General features: G+C 65.6%; 13 protein-coding genes. 3 read left to right on the top strand and 10 right to left on the bottom strand.

Annotated elements, in window-relative coordinates; translation table 11 throughout:
- Nucleotides 1–3: 3 nt before the first annotated feature.
- A complete protein-coding gene (locus D3P35_RS11275) occupies nt 4–2,196 on the top strand; it encodes a xanthine dehydrogenase family protein molybdopterin-binding subunit (protein ID WP_118134829.1) in 2,193 nt (730 codons plus the stop codon).
- Nucleotides 2,197–2,404: 208 nt separating this feature from the next.
- Here the strand turns inward: D3P35_RS11275 and D3P35_RS11280 are convergent, their stop codons facing one another.
- The 5 genes from D3P35_RS11280 to D3P35_RS11300 form a co-directional block, all read right to left on the bottom strand.
- The gene (locus tag D3P35_RS11280; protein WP_118134913.1) at nt 2,405–3,259 is read right to left on the bottom strand and encodes a hydroxymethylglutaryl-CoA lyase; all 855 of its coding nucleotides are present in this window, start codon (nt 3,257–3,259) and stop codon (nt 2,405–2,407) included.
- A gap of 4 nt (nt 3,260–3,263) precedes the next feature.
- Nucleotides 3,264–4,586 (bottom strand): TRAP transporter large permease subunit, encoded by a 1,323-nt coding sequence (locus tag D3P35_RS11285; RefSeq protein ID WP_118134830.1) that lies wholly within the window; start codon nt 4,584–4,586, stop codon nt 3,264–3,266.
- Between the two features lies 1 nt (nt 4,587).
- Complete coding sequence (locus D3P35_RS11290) at nt 4,588–5,127, bottom strand: TRAP transporter small permease subunit (protein WP_118134831.1); 540 nt, start codon at nt 5,125–5,127, stop codon at nt 4,588–4,590.
- A gap of 61 nt (nt 5,128–5,188) precedes the next feature.
- Nucleotides 5,189–6,223, bottom strand: coding sequence for a TRAP transporter substrate-binding protein DctP (gene dctP / locus D3P35_RS11295; protein WP_118134832.1), 1,035 nt, complete (start codon nt 6,221–6,223; stop codon nt 5,189–5,191).
- Nucleotides 6,224–6,247: 24 nt separating this feature from the next.
- A complete protein-coding gene (locus D3P35_RS11300) occupies nt 6,248–7,561 on the bottom strand; it encodes a hydroxymethylglutaryl-CoA reductase, degradative (protein WP_118134833.1) in 1,314 nt (437 codons plus the stop codon).
- A gap of 112 nt (nt 7,562–7,673) precedes the next feature.
- Here D3P35_RS11300 and D3P35_RS11305 point away from each other — a divergent pair, with 112 nt between their 5' ends.
- Nucleotides 7,674–9,014, top strand: a complete 1,341-nt coding sequence (locus tag D3P35_RS11305; protein WP_118134834.1) for a PLP-dependent aminotransferase family protein — start codon at nt 7,674–7,676, stop codon at nt 9,012–9,014.
- Between the two features lie 263 nt (nt 9,015–9,277).
- On the opposite strand, the gene D3P35_RS11310 is transcribed toward D3P35_RS11305, so the two are convergent.
- Nucleotides 9,278–10,138 carry an AraC family transcriptional regulator gene (locus tag D3P35_RS11310; RefSeq protein ID WP_232830460.1) on the bottom strand — a complete coding sequence of 287 codons (861 nt, stop codon included), beginning with the start codon at nt 10,136–10,138 and terminating at the stop codon, nt 9,278–9,280.
- A gap of 159 nt (nt 10,139–10,297) precedes the next feature.
- Here D3P35_RS11310 and D3P35_RS26135 point away from each other — a divergent pair, with 159 nt between their 5' ends.
- Entirely contained in the window at nt 10,298–10,969 is a 672-nt protein-coding gene (locus D3P35_RS26135) for a glutathione S-transferase family protein (RefSeq protein WP_198670578.1), read from the top strand.
- Between the two features lie 29 nt (nt 10,970–10,998).
- On the opposite strand, the gene D3P35_RS11325 is transcribed toward D3P35_RS26135, so the two are convergent.
- The 4 genes from D3P35_RS11325 to D3P35_RS11340 are packed head-to-tail and all read right to left on the bottom strand — an operon-like array spanning nt 10,999 to nt 15,500.
- Nucleotides 10,999–12,015 (bottom strand): SDR family oxidoreductase, encoded by a 1,017-nt coding sequence (locus D3P35_RS11325; RefSeq protein WP_118134836.1) that lies wholly within the window; start codon nt 12,013–12,015, stop codon nt 10,999–11,001.
- Nucleotides 12,012–12,683: a class I SAM-dependent methyltransferase gene (locus D3P35_RS11330; RefSeq protein ID WP_232830462.1), complete on the bottom strand. Its 672-nt coding sequence runs from the start codon at nt 12,681–12,683 to the stop codon at nt 12,012–12,014. The genes D3P35_RS11325 and D3P35_RS11330 overlap by 4 nt, the downstream gene beginning before the upstream one ends.
- A gap of 12 nt (nt 12,684–12,695) precedes the next feature.
- On the bottom strand, nt 12,696–15,014 hold the full coding sequence (locus D3P35_RS11335; RefSeq protein WP_118134838.1) for a molybdopterin cofactor-binding domain-containing protein: 2,319 nt from the start codon (nt 15,012–15,014) through the stop codon (nt 12,696–12,698).
- 21 nt (nt 15,015–15,035) lie between these two features.
- Complete coding sequence (locus D3P35_RS11340; protein ID WP_118134839.1) at nt 15,036–15,500, bottom strand: (2Fe-2S)-binding protein; 465 nt, start codon at nt 15,498–15,500, stop codon at nt 15,036–15,038.
- Nucleotides 15,501–15,693 lie beyond the last annotated feature (193 nt).

Genomic DNA, 15,693 nt, shown 5'->3' on the forward strand with positions numbered 1-15,693 from the left:
GCGATGGCTATCGGAGACATCATCACCCGCGTGGACGCCCCAACCAAGACAACCGGGCAGGCGATCTACGCCAACGACGTCAACCTGCGGGGTCAGCTTTACGCCGCCTTCGTCGGGGCGACGGTCCCTTCCGGCCGGATCGTGTCGATCGACCCCGCCGCCGCCCTCGCCATTCCGGGCGTGGTGCGGGTGCTGACCGAGGCCGACATGCCCCGGCCCGCGCCGAGCTTTGCCGATCTCTACGTGCCGCCCCTCGCGACAAGGCACATCCCGCTTCAGGGGCTGGAGATCGCCCATGAGGGCGAGCCGGTGGCGATGGTCCTTGCCGAGACGCTGGAAGCCGCCGAGGCGGGCGCGCGGGCGGTCGACGTGGTTTATGACGCCGCGGCCTTCACCGACCCGGCGCTGGCCGAGCCGGTGGACCCCGACCCGGGGCGGGGCGACTATTCCTTTCTCGACATCGCCGAGTTCGAGAAGGGCGACGCCGCCGCCGCCATCGCCGCGGCGCCGGTGCGGATTGCCCGGACCTACACCCAGCCCAGCCGGCATTCCAACCCGATGGAGCCCTGCGCGGTGATCGCGGAATGGTCCGGCGGGCGGGTCACGATCCACGACACGATCCAGCATGTCGCGGCACTTCAGGGGGTCATCACCGGGGTCTTCGGGCTGGAGATGGATCAGGTCCATGTCCGCTCGATCCACTGCGGCGGCGGCTTCGGGCCCAAGGGCTTCATCTGGCCGCATCAGATCCTGGTACCGATGGCGGCGCGGGTCGTCGGGCGGCCGGTCAAGCTGGCCCTGACGCGGGCCGAGATGTACGCCCTGGTGGGCATGCAGCCCCATATGGTGCAGGAGGTCGAACTGGGCGCCGACGAGAACGGCCGCCTGCTGGGCATCAGCCACATCGCCTCGAACGAGACCGGCGTGACGGAAGATTACATCGAGTTTTCGACCGTGCCGAGCCGGACCTATTACGCCTGCGACGCGATCTACAACCGGCAGTACATCCGCCGGGGCAATGTGACCCTGCCGACCTACCAACGCTCCCCCGCCGAGGGGCCGGGGTCCTGGGCGCTGGGCTCGGCGATGGACGAGCTGGCGCGCGAGCTGGACATGGACCCGCTCGACCTGCGGCTTGCGAACTACGCCGATGTCGAACCCTCCAGCGGCGAGCCCTGGTCGTCCAAGATGCTGCGCGAGGCCTATGAGATGGGGGCGGAGCGGTTTGGCTGGCGAAACCGGCCGGCGGGCGGCACGCGGGACGGGCACTGGCGGCTGGGCTACGGCATGGCCGACAGCAGCCAGGGCACGCAGCGTTACGGTTCCAGCGCCCGGGTGCGGCTGCGGGCGGATGGAACGGCGGTGGTCGAATCCAGCTTCTCCGACATCGGCACCGGCTCGGCGACGGTGATGCGCCAGATCGCGGCCGATATCCTCGGCCTCGACGAAAGCGCGGTCAGTTCGCGCGAAGGCGACAGTGTCCTCCCCGAAGCCGGGCCGACCTGGGCGTCTGCGACGGTCATCAGCACCGGCACCGCCGTGCACCGTGCGGCGACCGAGGTCCGGGGCCGTCTGGCGCGGCTGGCGGGCTGGCCCGCCGATGCGGTCGGCGTCGAGAACGGCGCACTGACCCATGAGGGCGAGGCGCGGCCGATCCGCGACATCCTGGCCGAGGCCGGAGTGTCCGAGGTCTCGGGCGACGGCACATTCACGCCCAACGGCGGCGAGTTCTCGGACGCCGGGCCAGAGGGGTTCCCGTCGCGTGTCTTCGGGGTGATTTTCGTCGAAGTGGCAGTCGATCCCGAGCTGGGGCTCTTGCGGCTGCGCCGGGCGACCGGCGTCTACAGCGCCGGGCGGATCATCAACCCCCGCACCGCCCGGTCGCAGATGACCGGCGGCATCATCTGGGGCTGGGGCATGGCGGCGATGGAGCAGAGCCGTCTGGACCCGGTGCTGGGCCGCTGGCTGTCCAAGGACCTGGCCGGCGTCGCGATTCCGACCAATGCCGACATCCCGGAACTCGACGTGGCATTCGTTGACGAGTTCGATGAACGGTCGGGTCCGCTCGGAGCTAAGGGGATTGGCGAGTTGGGGGCGACCGGGGTTGCGGCGGCGGTGGCCAACGCGGTCTACGACGCGATCGGCCTGCGCGTCCGTGAGTTGCCGATTACTCCGGAGAAGATCCTGGCCGGGTGACCCTCGGCACAAATCACAAGGATGCGGGCCCCACCTTCTAGAAGGCTTGAAACTAATCACACGGCGCGGCGGGCTAAGCCCCGCCGTTCAGCCGGCGCGACAACTTGGAAGCCACTCTTTGCGGCGAGTGACTGACCTTGCCGGTCTGCCGATGGCGATACCGACAGGGGCCAGCATCAAGCAAGTATATCGCGACGGGCCGCGCCAGTCAGCCGCGCGTCAGCCCCCGGGCGATGGTCTCGGCCCTAGCCAGTGCGTCTAGGTCGATCCCGTGGCCGAGGCCCTGCGCCTCGACCACCTCGAGCACGCGGCGGGTGTCGACATTGCCGGGGGCGCCCGGTGCATAGGGACAGCCGCCAAGACCGGCGACCGAGGCGTCGAAGCACCGCAGGCCGCGCTCCAGCGACAGCGCCACCAGTTCGGCGGCGCGTCCGGTGGTGTCATGGAAATGCCCCGCGAGCCGCCCCGGCGCGATGTCACCGAGCAGGGTGCGGAGCAGCGCGTCCAGCGTCTCGGGCGTGCCCGCGCCGATGGTGTCGCCCAGCGAGACCTCGTAGCAACCCGCCTCGATCAGCCGCTGCGCCCAATGCGCCGCCACGGCGGGGTCGGTCGGCCCGTCGAACGGGCAGGCGATGACCATGGACAGGTAGCCCCGCACCGGCACATTCGCGTCTTTCGCGGCGGCGAGGACCGGGGCAAAGCGCGCGAAGCTCTCTTCGATCGAGCAGTTGAGGTTGGCGCGGCTGAAACCCTCGGAGGCGGAGGCGAAGACCGCCACCTCGTCGCAGCCCGCGTCGAGCGCTCGTTCGAGGCCGGTGAGATTGGGCGTGAGCGCGGCGTAGCGCACGCCGGGGCGCCTCTCGATCCCGGCCATGACCCCGGCCGCGTCGGCCATCTGCGGCACCCAGCGCGGGCTGACGAAGCTCGTCGCCTCGATCCGGCGGAAGCCGCTGCGCGAGAGCGCGTCGATCAGGTCGATCTTGCCCTCGGTCGGAACCAGTCCGCCCCGGCTTTGCAGCCCGTCCCGCGGCCCTACCTCGTAGAGCGTCACATCGGGGGGCATCGCATCACCGCGCATTGGCCGACAGCGCCTCGGGCAGCCATGTCACCAGCCCCGGGAACAGCGCGAAGAGGATCAGGATCACCACCTGGATCAGGAAGAAGGGCACCACGCCGCGATAGACCTGCCCGATGCCGATGTCCCTGGGCAGCACGCCCTTGAGGTAGAACAGCGTGTAGCCGAAGGGCGGGGTGATATAGGCCATCTGCGCCGTGATCATGAAGAGCACGCCGAACCACAGCGGATCGAAGTCGAGCGCCGTGACGATCGGCAGGAACACCGGCACGCAGAGCAGGATGATGCCGATCTCGTCGAGGAACAGTCCGAGGAAGATCAGGATCAGCATCATCGCAGCCAGCACAAGCCAGCGCGAGGCCTCCAGCGTTTCGACGAAATTCAGCAGCGAATCCGCGCCGCCGGTGGCGACGAAGGTCGAGATGAAGGCCCGCGCACCGATGGTGATCCAGAGGATCATCGCGGTCACCCGCATCGTGTCGCTAGCGCTTTCGGAGAGCATCGACCGCGAGAAGCGCCGCGTCACCAGCGACGAGGCGGCCGCGCCGAGCACGCCGACCGCGGCGGCCTCGGTCGGGGTCGCGATGCCGGCGTATATCGAGCCGAGCACGCCCACCACGACGAAGGCGGGCAGGATCAGGCTCTTGAGTTTCGACAGCTTGACCCGCAGGGGCACGTCCTGGATGTCGTCCGGAACGGGGGCCAGCGCGGGGTTGATCCAGGTCCGCACGAGGATATAGGCGATATAGCTTCCCGCCAGGATGAGGCCCGGCACGATGCCCGCCGCGAACATCTGGCCGATCGAGATCTGCGCGGTGATGGCGTAGACGATGGTGATGACCGAGGGCGGGATCAGGATGCCCAGCGTGCCGCCGGCGCAGATCGCGCCGAGCGCGAGCGGCGGGTAGTAACCGCGTTTGAGCATCGAGGGCAGGGCGAGGATGCCCATGGCCGCCACCGCCGCGCCCACCACGCCGGTCATGGCCGCGAGGATGGTGCAGATCGCGATGGTGCCCACCGCAAGCCCGCCGTTGATCCGCGCGAACCAGGTTTCCATCGCATCGTAGAGCGCGTCGATGATCGCGGATTTTTGCAGGATTGAGGCCATGAGCACGTAGAGCGGGATCGCCATCAGGCTTTCCGACGTCATCGTCTCGAAGGTGTTGAGCACCGCCACGATGAGCGCCGCCGGACCCCAGAGCAGGATCGTCGAGATGAAGGCGATGGCCCCCAGCACAAAGGCCAGGCCCGCGCCGCTCAGCATGAAGACGATGAGCGAGACGAACATGAAGGCGAGGATTAGCGAACTTTCCATGTCACTGCGCCTTCATGGAGGTTTCGGGGCCGGTATCTGGGCCGCCGCCGAGTCCGGGATGGCTGCCGTGCAGCACCGCGACGGCATCCGCCAGCGCCTGCAAGGTCAGCAGCAGCGCGGCCAGCGGCAGGAACAGCCTGGCCGGCCAGATCGGCGGGTTCCAGGCGGAGTAGCTGGTTTCCCCGTAGCTGTAGCTTTGCCAGACCAGCGGGGCTGCGAACCACAGCAGGATCAGCCCGAAGGCCGCCGCCAGAAACAGTCCCACGAGGGTCAGCGCGGTGGCCAGCCTGCCGGCGGCCCTGGCCGACACGATATCGACCGCGACATGCCCGCCGAGATGCAGCAGATAGGGCCCGCCGAGCAGGAAGAACGGCCCGAAGACCAGCGTCGCGAGTTCCGGCGCCCAAGAGGTCGGCGCTGCCAGAAGGTAGCGCGACAGCACCTCCCAGAGCATCAGCAGGACGATGGCGTAGACGAGCCATTTCGCGGCGGCGAAAAGACCGCGGTTCAGCGCGGTGATGCCACGGGAAAGGGGCAGCATGGCGGACTCCGGAAAAAAGGGTAGGGCCGGCCCGTAAGAACAGGCCGGCCCCTGACGGCTGTCAGAGCAGGCGCAGTTCCTGCATCAGGGCGACCTGCGACTCCATCATGCGCGTGGACAGATCATCGGTTGCCGCGCGGGCCCAGCTTTCGACGGCGCGCGCGCGGTTGTCCGCGATGTCTTGCGGATCGAGATCGACGATCTCGACCCCCGCCTCCTGGAACCTGGCGATGTATTCGCCGTTCGCGACGAGGATGTTCTGCCGCAGGGCCCCCGAAACTTCGCGGGCCGCCACTTCGAGCGCGGCGCGCTGCTGGTCGTCGAGCGCATCATAGGCGCGGGTGTTGGCGACATAGGCGGTGGCAGTCGAGGGTTGGTGGATGCCCGGCAGCACGAGGTATCCCGCGACCTCGTGCAGGCCTTCTTCATAGTTGGCCTTGATGTCGCCGCGGTCGGCGATGTCCACCAGTCCCCGGTCCAGCGCCGAGTAGACCTCGGAGGTCGGCAGCGGCGAGACCGCGACGCCGAAATCGGCCATCACCGCCGCGGCAAGGCCCACGAAGCGACCCTTCAGACCGTTCAGGTCGGCGATGCTGGTGATCGGCACGCGCGAATGGATCGGCTCTTCGCCATAGACGGTGGGGGCGACGTAGGTCAGCCCGGCCGAGGCATAGCTCTCGCGTGCCAGTTCGAGGCCGTCGCGCTCGTAGAACCAGGCTTCGTACTGGTCCGCCTCGGGGAAACCGAAGGGCACCGTGGACGAGAAGCCGTGCGCTGGAATCCTGCCCGCGGTATAGCCGTCGAAGGTTTTCATCAACTCGAAGGCGCCGCCGCGCACCGCGTCGAAGGCCTGCGCCGCGGGGACGATCTGGCCGCCCGAGAAGGGCGTGATCTGAAGCGAGCCGCCGGTCAGTTCGGAGACGCGGGCGCAGAACTGCTCCTCGAACTCCATGGGCGTGGTGCCGCCGCCCCAGAGGGCCTGCATACGCCAGGTGGTCGTACCCTGCGCGCGCACCGAGGTCGCGGCGACGATGGCGGGCGCCGCGAGTGCGGCCGCCCCGAGGCGCAGTATGCCGCGCCGGTTGGATCTGGTCATGGTCTTCCTCCCGTTATGATCCTGTCAGGTGCCCTCCAGCACCCGTTTTGCGCAGGCGACGCTGACGTCCCCCGCTGCGACGATGGCCTTGGCCACGCGGTCGATGTCGGAGCCGGTGGCGCCGGCGGTGATGGCGATGTTGCGGGCGTGCAGCGTCATGTGCCCGCGCTGGATGCCTTCGGTGGCCAGCGCCCGCAGCGCGGCCATGTTCTGGGCCAGGCCCACCGCCGCGGCGATTTCGGCCAGCTCCCGCGCCGAGTCCACCCGCATCAGGTGGAGCGCGGCTTGCGCCCCGGGATGGGTGCGCGTCGCCCCCCCGACGATGCCAAGCGCCATGGGCATCTCGAGCGTGCCGACCAGCGCGCCGGAGGCGTCGATCTCCCAGTGCGTCAGCGACGTATAGCGGCCCGAGCGGGCGGCATAGGCATGGGCCCCGGCCTCGATGGCGCGCCAGTCGTTGCCGGTCGCCACCACCACCGGGTCGATGCCGTTCATGATGCCCTTGTTATGGGTCGCCGCCCGGTAGGGATCGACGATGGCCAGGGCGCAGGCCTCGACGATGCCGCGGGCCACCTCGGCGCCGTCCAGGGTCTTGGTGGTCAGCGCCTCGGCGGGCACGCGCACACCGGCAGTGACCAGCCTGCGGTCGGCGAGGTTGGACAGAATGCGCAGGCGCACCTTGCCGCCGGTGATCGCCTCGATCCGGGGGGCCAGAAGTTCGGCCATGGTATTGACCGTGTTGGCGCCCATCGCATCGCGCACGTCGACGAGCAGGTGCATGACCACCATCGCGCCGATGGGGGTGTCGTCGAAGACATGGACCTCGATATCCTTGCAGCCGCCGCCGAGACCCACCAGGACGGTGTCGCGCGAATTGGCCAGCGCCATCAGGTCGTCGCGATGCGCGAGGATCCGGGCGCGTGCGCCGCGCGGATCGCTGAGCCCCAGGACCTGCACCTGCGCCCGCATGATCGGGGTGGTGCAGGTTGCGGTGAAGCCGCCGCCGCTGCGGGCGATCTTTGCCATATAAGAGGCCGCGGCCACCACCGAGGGCTCCTCGACGGCCATCGGCACGAGATGTTCGCGCCCGTTAATGATAAAGTTGGTGGCGACGCCCAGCGGCAGCTCGAAGGTGCCAATGACATTTTCGATCATGCCGTTTGCGGTGGTGAGCGGCAGCGAGTTGCCTGCCAGAGTGTCCCTGTCGGTGGCCTCTAGCCCAGCCGCCGCAGCAACGGCGTCAAGCCGCGCCTGCGGTTCCATGTCGCGCATGCCTTCTAGGCGCGAGCCGAGATCCTTGGCGACGCCGGCCTGCGCGCCTTCCGCTGTTCCAGTCATTTAGCCCTCCCAGTTCCGCGGCAGTTCTGGCGCGTCTTCGACGAGTTGTATTGGTACAGTTTGCAAAATTGAGCCTGTACTGTATGGCTCAGATTTATGGTACAGTTATTCAATGGCACAGACCAAGACAGACCGCATCTTCGACGCGCTCAAGAACCGCATCACGCAGGGCGAGCTGCCGCATGGCGCGCGGCTCGCCTCACTCCGGCAGGCCAGCCAGCAATATGGCGTGTCCAAGAATATCATGGTCACTGTGTACGACCGGCTGGTGGCAAGGGGCCTTGTCACCTCGAGGCCGGGGGCGGGGTTCTTCGTCGCGTACGTGCCCTCGATGGCGGAGGAGCCGGCAAACCTCCAGGAGGCGATCGACACCCTCTCGCTGCTGCGCGCCCAGCTAGACCGGCCGCACACGGTGCTGGCCGGCGACGGCCGCCCACCCGCGAGCTGGCTGCTAAAGGCGGTGCCGGCACTGACGCTTGGGGTCGGCGAAGGTGGCTACGGAACGCCACACGGGCTGTTGGCCCTTCGCGAATGCATAGCCGTTGGGCAACTGGCGCAGGGGATCGAAGTGACGCCCTCGCAGATTGTTACCACCTTCGGGGCCAACCACGCGCTCGAGCTTCTCATCCGGCGCTTTGTTAGCGCTGGCGACCCGGTGCTGGTGGACGATCCGGGGTATTACCCTCTCTTCGCCAAGCTGAGGCTGGCAGGGGCCAAGGTGATCGGCGTGCCGCGCCGGTCCACCGGTCCCGATCCGGACGCTCTCCGCAGCCTGGCGCTAGAGCATGGTGCCCGGATCTTCTTCACGCAGTCGCTGGGGCAGAACCCCACGGGCTGTTCGATCGCCCTGCCCATCGCCCATGCCATCCTTCAGGTCGCCGAACGGCAGGAGATGCTGGTGGTGGACGACGATCCCTTTCTGGACCTGCCCGGCATCGAGGGCACGCGGCTGGCGCATCTCGACCTGTTCGACCGGGTGATCCAGGTCGGCAGCTACTCCAAGACCCTTTCGCCCTCGCTGCGGTCAGGCTACATCATCGCGCGCCCAGGGATTGCGTCTAGCCTGGCGGAGCTGAAGATGATCCTGACGGTCAGCAGCTCGAGCTATGCCGAGCGCATCATCGCGAACCTGATCCGCAGCCGACGTTACGAGAAGATCAAGTTCACGATGGCCCGGCGGCTCTCAGAAGCACGAGCCGAGGGGATGCGCCGGCTGTCATCGCTCGGGCTGTCGCTTTTTGCGGAACCGCATGGCGGACTTTATGGCTGGTTGAAGCTTCCCGACGATCTCGATGATCTGGAGATGGCGCGCGAAGCTTCGGCTCATGGCATTTTCTTGGCGCCCGGATCGCTCTTTCAGGCGGGATGTCAGGAGCATCCGCCGGGCATGCGTATCAACTGGAGCCGGGTGAACGACAGTCGGTTCTATTCGTTCCTGCGCCGCATGCTGTGAGACGGGCATCTTCAGGAGGGTGCGGACCCGTGAGTTGCCGATTACTCCGGAGAAGATCCTGGCCGGGTGACCCTCGGCACAAATCACAAGGATGCGGGCCAGCCCACCTTCCAGAAGGCTTGCAAGGCGTTATGCGTCGCGGCGGACGACGCCGCGCCGTCCTGCTGTCGCGACAACTTGGAAGGGAGCTGTTGTGACGACTGACTGAGTGACCCCGCCGATCTGCCGATAGGTAGTACTAGGAGGGTCCGGCACCAATCCTATCACTCCTGAATCATGATCTTCCTGAGAGCATCGGCATCCCTACGGGGCGGGGCACCAAAAAGCCGTTTGTATTCGCGTGAGAATTGGGACGCGCTTTCGTAGCCGACGGCATAGGCCACCGCAGCGGATTCCAGTTGCTCAGTCGTCAGCCTCCGGCGCGCCTCGTGCAACCGGACGTGCTTTTGATATTGCAACGGGCTGAGACCAGACACGGCCTTGAAACGCCGGTGAAACACCGACACGCTCATCCCAGCGACGGACGCCATGGCATTGACGGTCAGCCGATCGGCATGACGCTGACGAACGAAAGCCATCGCGCGCCGTATTCGAGAGAGCGAGGAATCCGTAGCCGATATCTGCCGCAGCAGGTTCCCCTGTCGGCCCATCAGCAGGCGAAATATTAGCTCCTGCTCGACGTGCCGTGACATGACGTGGACTTCATCGGGGCGGTCGAGCAGCTCTGCGAGTCGACGCCACGCCTCGAGCAGGGGCGGGCCGGCCTGCGTGACGCCATAGCCGGACCGCGCCGCGGCCTGGGTCAACCCGTCCATGTCGTGCAGAAGGGTGGAAATCACCGCAGGATCGAGCAGCAGGTTCAGGCACAGAAATGGCTCTGCCGACGTGGCCTCGATCACCTGCCCCATCGCGGCGACCTCTGCCGCGACCACGAGACACTCGCCCGGTCCGTACTCTAGCATGGAATCTCCGATGACGGTGCGCTTGCGCCCCTGCAGGACAAGGCAGACGACCGGCTCGTAAACCAGTCCTGCCGCTTCGTTCGGAGTGTCGACCTGAAACAGATGCAGGCGAGGCATTGCAGGACACGACGCACCTGCGTGGCGCCGGGCCAGGGCTTTCATGATGGCCAGATCTCTCATGCCCGAACGAGACGACTATTGCCGAAAAAAATCAAGCCGCCAGCAGGATCAGGCAATCATCCGGGACCATCGGGCATCCGAGGCAGGCTGCTGATCTGTACATATGGGCCACGAAACCAACAATTGACGCAGGACAAGACAATGCTCTTCTACGATGCCGACAACCCGACCCCCAACGTCATGCCCGTGCGCATGTTCATTCACGAGCGTGGCGGGCTGGCGCTCGATACCACGATCATCAGCTTGGCGGAACTGGAGAACCGCGGTCGCAATTACCGTGAGACAGTCAACTGTCGCGGCGAGGTGCCGGCCTTGCGGGGGCAAGACGGTCAAATCATTACTGAGATTATCGCGATCTGCGAGTATCTGGACGAGAAGGCGACGGAAGGGCGTTCGCTGATCGGCGATACGCCTGAGCACCGCGCGCATGTCCGAATGTGGACACGCCGCGTCGATCTCGAAATCGCTCAGCCGGTGGTCGCCTGGTGGCGAGGCAGCAGTGACGCCGAAGATTTTTATATGGGTTATCGGACTCTTGCGCCCGAAGCTCAGCGCTATCATCGCCTCCTGGCCGAACAGGGAATGAACATGCTCGACGAGGAAATGGAGGCCCGCAACTACATCTGCGGAGACAAGATGATGCTGGCCGATATTCTCCTGTTTGGTACGATGTTCACCATGTCGATGACAGGAGCCTGGATTAACAATCCTAACCGCAAGAACCTCGCTGCCTGGTCTGAACGGATGCGGGTTTCCGGCTCGGCGCGCGCCGCGCTGATATCCCTTGCCGGCGCCAAAGATTCTTTGGCCTGATAAGACCATTCCCGTCCGGCGGTACGCGGTTAGCGCAGACCGCCGACGGGAATGGGCAGAAAGTGGAGATCATCGTTGGCATCTGTTTCGTGACTCCAAGATCTTAGTTGTGGGCGCCGTGTTGCCGCTGCTTCCGCAAAGGAAACCCCTGTTAGCCGTTCCGACACTTCCCACAGTCGAGTTGCTATTCTGGCATCGTCCGACAACGGTGGTACCCTGGCGACGGCCGGATAGCCCCGGAGTTCGCAAAACCGATCGGGGCCGAAGTATCCTCCCGCGTATGCGTTGTCGGATGTCGCGGCAAACAAAACCGGAAGGGATTGTTGCGCGAGAGGCTGAGTCAGGAGCGGAAAATAGTTGAGGATGCGCCACCTAAGGGTTTGTCTGCCGACGCTTAGCCTTGCAAGGCAATCTCTCGGAATACCGGGATGCGCCGCAATACTCGTAATCCCCCAACTACTGGACCAGCTCCGCCGTTGCAGTTCGAACGCGAACAGCAGGCAGGCCAGCTTAGACCGGCAATAGGCCGTCATCGGGTCATAGTTGCTCACGGCGTCGAGGTCGTCGAAATCGATCGCACCGTGCCGTGCGAGAATACTCCCCAGAGAAATCACCCGCGCCCCGGAGCCTCGTCGCAGGAGTGGCAGCAGAGCCGCCGTCAGGGCGAAGTGCCCCAGGTGGTTTGTCCCGATTTGCCGTTCGAAGCCGTTGTCGGTTTCCTGCCGTGCCGGAGGCATCATAACCTCGGCGCTGTTGACCAGCAGGTCGAGCCGGTCATGGGCGGCGCAGACGCGTTGGCCGAACGTGGATACGGAGATAAAGTTGGCGAGGTCCAGCGTCTCGAACCGAACGACCGCGCCGGGCACCAAGGCGCGAAGTTGCGCGATCGCGTCACTTCCCTTGTTCGGGTCGCGACCCGCAAGAATGACCTCGGCCCCCGCTCTTCCAAGGGCGGCGGCCGCCTCCAGCCCGATGCCGCTGGTTCCGGTTACGATGGCCAAGCGCCCAATTTGCGAGGGCATGTCCCGGGCTGTCCAAATAGTCATTCGCCCGGCAACCGACTGGCTGGATTGTCTCGAGCGATAGAAGATGGGAGTCGAGGTGCACGCCGGGTGATCTTGTAGACCGAGGCCGGCGGCAGGTTCCACACTGTCCCGCCGATACGCCGCGACTTGAGTCCGAGGCGGTCGAGGATCGGGCGCGGCACGGGGCAGCGCGGACCGTAGGTGAACTGATAGAACCCGGCACTTGGCCGCAGGCAATCGAAGGCATTGGCAAGAATGGCGAGCACGGTGCGTGGCGGCATCGACAATAGACCGAGACCACTGATGACTGCGCCGGCTTCCCCTTGGGCAAACAGGTCTCTCGGTCGGATTCGTGACGCATCGCCTTCGACGACACGGGCCTCGGGATAACGCGCGCGCAACAGGGCGGCGAACTCCGGCCCGTATTCGACCAGTGTCAGATTGGCGGGGGGGATGCCACGCTCGACAATTGCGCGGGTGAACACTCCCGTTCCGGGGCCGAGCTCCAGAATGGGAGCGCTTGAGGGTTTGATCTCGCGGGTAATGAGGCGAGCGAGGGCCGCGCTGGAAGGGGCTACCGCCGCTACTTGGAGCGGGTGCGCGGCCCAGGTGCGCAGGAACAACCTCAGATCAGGCATCCTGCGCTCTGGATCATTTGTCGAAGTTGGTGATGGGCGGTGGTCAAGCATGACTTCTGTCTCTCATGTGTATGCGGTCCGCAGGACCGACCGGGTCTGGCGCTCCCCGATGGTTTCGGTCGCTGCCAGCGGCAGCGATCGAATTCGATGACCCGTCGCGGCGAAGATCGCATTGCCAAGAGCGGGGGCGATCGGGATCACTCCGGTTTCACCGGCCCCGCCCGGCAACTCCTCGCTGGGGACGATCTCGACCGTGATCCGTGGCGCGTTGCGCAGGCGCTGGACCTGAAAGTCGTGGAAATTCGACTCGACGATGGATCCGTTCTCCACGGTATTCTCGCTCATCAGCGCTGTGGTTAACCCCCAGAGAATGCTACCTTCCATCTGCGCGATGACCTGATCCGGGTTAATCACAGTGCCTACGTCGACGGCGCAGGACACCTCGTCGACCGTGATCTCGCCGTCATTCGCCACCGTGACTTCGACCACCTGTGCGACAACGCTGTAATAGGCGCCGCCGATGGCAATGCCGCGGCCCCGGCCTGGAGGCAATGGGCTGCCCCAGTCGGCCATCGCGGCGACGCGGTCGAGCACGGTCAGAAGGCGCGGACTGTCCACCAGAAGTCGTCGGCGGTATTCCAGCGGATCGGTGCCCGCGGCATGGGCGCATTCGTCGAAGAAGGATTCCGCGAAAAAGACGTTGTGCGAAAAGCCATTCGACCGCCAGAGACCAACACGGATATTGCTGGGGACATGGTGCGACCCAACATGCTGATTTGGGATCGCGTAATGCGGGCTTTCCAGTCCTTCCGACGTTAGGAAGTCACCCTCGGGATTCCCGCCTCCTGTAATGGGCAACAGACGGCCCATCAGTCCTTGCGCGACCGACTGTCCGGCGACCCGCGCCTCGTAGGCGATGGGCAGTCCGTCTTCGCCTAACGCCGCCCGCAGGCGGGCGCGGGCGTGACTTCGATAGATGCCGCGTCCAATGTCCTCTTCTCGCGACCAGAGCAACTTGACCGGTCGATCCGGGTGAAGCGCAGCCAGGAAGGCTGCCTGCTGAACCACGTCCAACTCGGTCCGCCTGCCGAAGGCGCCCCCGTTCTGCATCACGTTCACCGTAATATCGTCCAGGTCGATTCCGGCCGCCGCGGCGCCCCGGGAAACCCCCCACCGGGCCGAGGTCAGGGACTGCGACGAGACCCACGCCTCGGCGGTGCCGTCACTGCGGACCAGTACCGTGGCATTCATCGACTCCATGCAGGCATGGGTGACAAGCGGTGCGGAGTAGGCGGCCTCAACCAGATGGTCAGGCGTGTCCGGGAACGGCTCGCCCTCCTCATGAACTACGTTAGGCTCATCGCTGTCGAGAGCAGTCTCCATCCGTTGGGTCAGTTCTACGCCTGAAAGATCGTCCCATTCTGTTGGCGTCCACGCGATTTCGGCCCGCCAGAGGGCCTGCTCGGCGGTCCACCAGCTGTCTGCAATCACTGCGACGCTGGTGTCTTCGATCACTACGACGTCAACAATACCCCGTATCTCGCGTAGCTCTGCCTCGTTCACCACCCGGGCCACCGCTGCACCGGTCACGGGCGCTTGCCGGATCGAGGCATGAAGCATCTGGGGCTGGATCACGTCCATGCCAAAGACCGGCAATCCGCGCACCTTGGCCGGAATGTCAACGCGCGGTTGGGACCGGCCGATGAGCTGCCAATCTGAAGCCGGCTTCAGCTCCGGGCTCTCGGGCGGTGGTATTGTCGCTGCCGCGAGGGCCAAATGACCATAGGTCAGGCTGGTTCCGGTCGCCTCATGAACCACGCTGCCGTCGCCCGGGGTCGTCAGTTCAGTGGGCGCCACGCCCATTTCGGCTGCGGCGGCGCCAACCAGCATGTGGCGGGCCGCAGCACCGGCCTGACGCAGACTGGTCCACAATTCATACGTCGACGACGAGGCCCCTGTGGACACGATTGAGGCCGCACCCAATGCGCGTCGCCCCAGCCAGTGAAGTGGGCCGCTGGCCTCTTCGGGGCGGATGCCGAGTTGCGATGCCCATCCGCCATAGACGGGGAGCACCTCTGTCGGATGTTCGACCGATATGCGGTTGTCGAAGGGAATGCCCAGTTCCTCGGCCACCAGCATGGCGATGCCGGTGTGAATGCCTTGGCCCATCTCTGTTTTCGGCACGAAGACAGAGACCGTGCCGTCGGTGTAGATAGCGACGAACGCATTCAGCACCGCGCGGTCGCCGTCGACAAACCCGTCCGGGCCGTCGATATCCACGCTTGCCAGATAGCCTATGCCAGCGGTGGCTGCGACCGCGACAGTGCCGCTGAGCACCGCGCCGGTAATGAGAAAACTGCGACGGGATAGCAAACGTGGCATCTGGATGACCTCGATTTCGGATCAGGTTTCGGACAGCGCCGCGGCGGCCCGGTGAATTGCCCGCCGGATGCGGGGATAGGTTCCGCATCGGCAGATATTGGAGATTTCCTCATCGATTTCGGCGTCGGTGGGGTTTGGGTTGGACGCCAGAAGCGCAGTCGCCGCGATGATGAAGCCCGGCTGACAGAAGCCGCACTGCGGTACCTGTTCGTCGATCCAAGCCTGCTGGACGACCGAGAGCGTTCCATCCGGCTCGGCGAGCCCTTCGATCGTCACCACCTCGGCGCCTTCGAGATCGCCTGCGAAGGTCACGCAGGAGGGTACGGACACGCCGTTGACGAGAACCCGGCAGGCGCCGCACTGGGCCACACCGCAGCCGTACTTTGGGCCGAGGATGCCGAGGTCCTCGCGCAACACCCAAAGGAGGGGCTTGTCCTGGTCTACGTCCAGATCGACTGGAGCGTTGTTGACTGTGAATGTGACCATGACGGCTCCTGAACTCAATTGCGGACCCGGTTGGTGACGGTATTTGCCGGGTGCTCGTGATAGTGGTGCGAAGCGGTTGGACCTTCTGCCTCGCGCTTCGGTTCATGCACGCTACCCGGATCCTGTCGCGCGGCTGTGCCGGCTCGGTCGCGGTTTGTATCAATGTGTATCGGGATCGGGGGAAGCCGCCGCC

The sequence above is a fragment of the Oceanicella sp. SM1341 genome (genome assembly GCF_003448965.1).
Taxonomy (GTDB): domain Bacteria; phylum Pseudomonadota; class Alphaproteobacteria; order Rhodobacterales; family Rhodobacteraceae; genus Paroceanicella.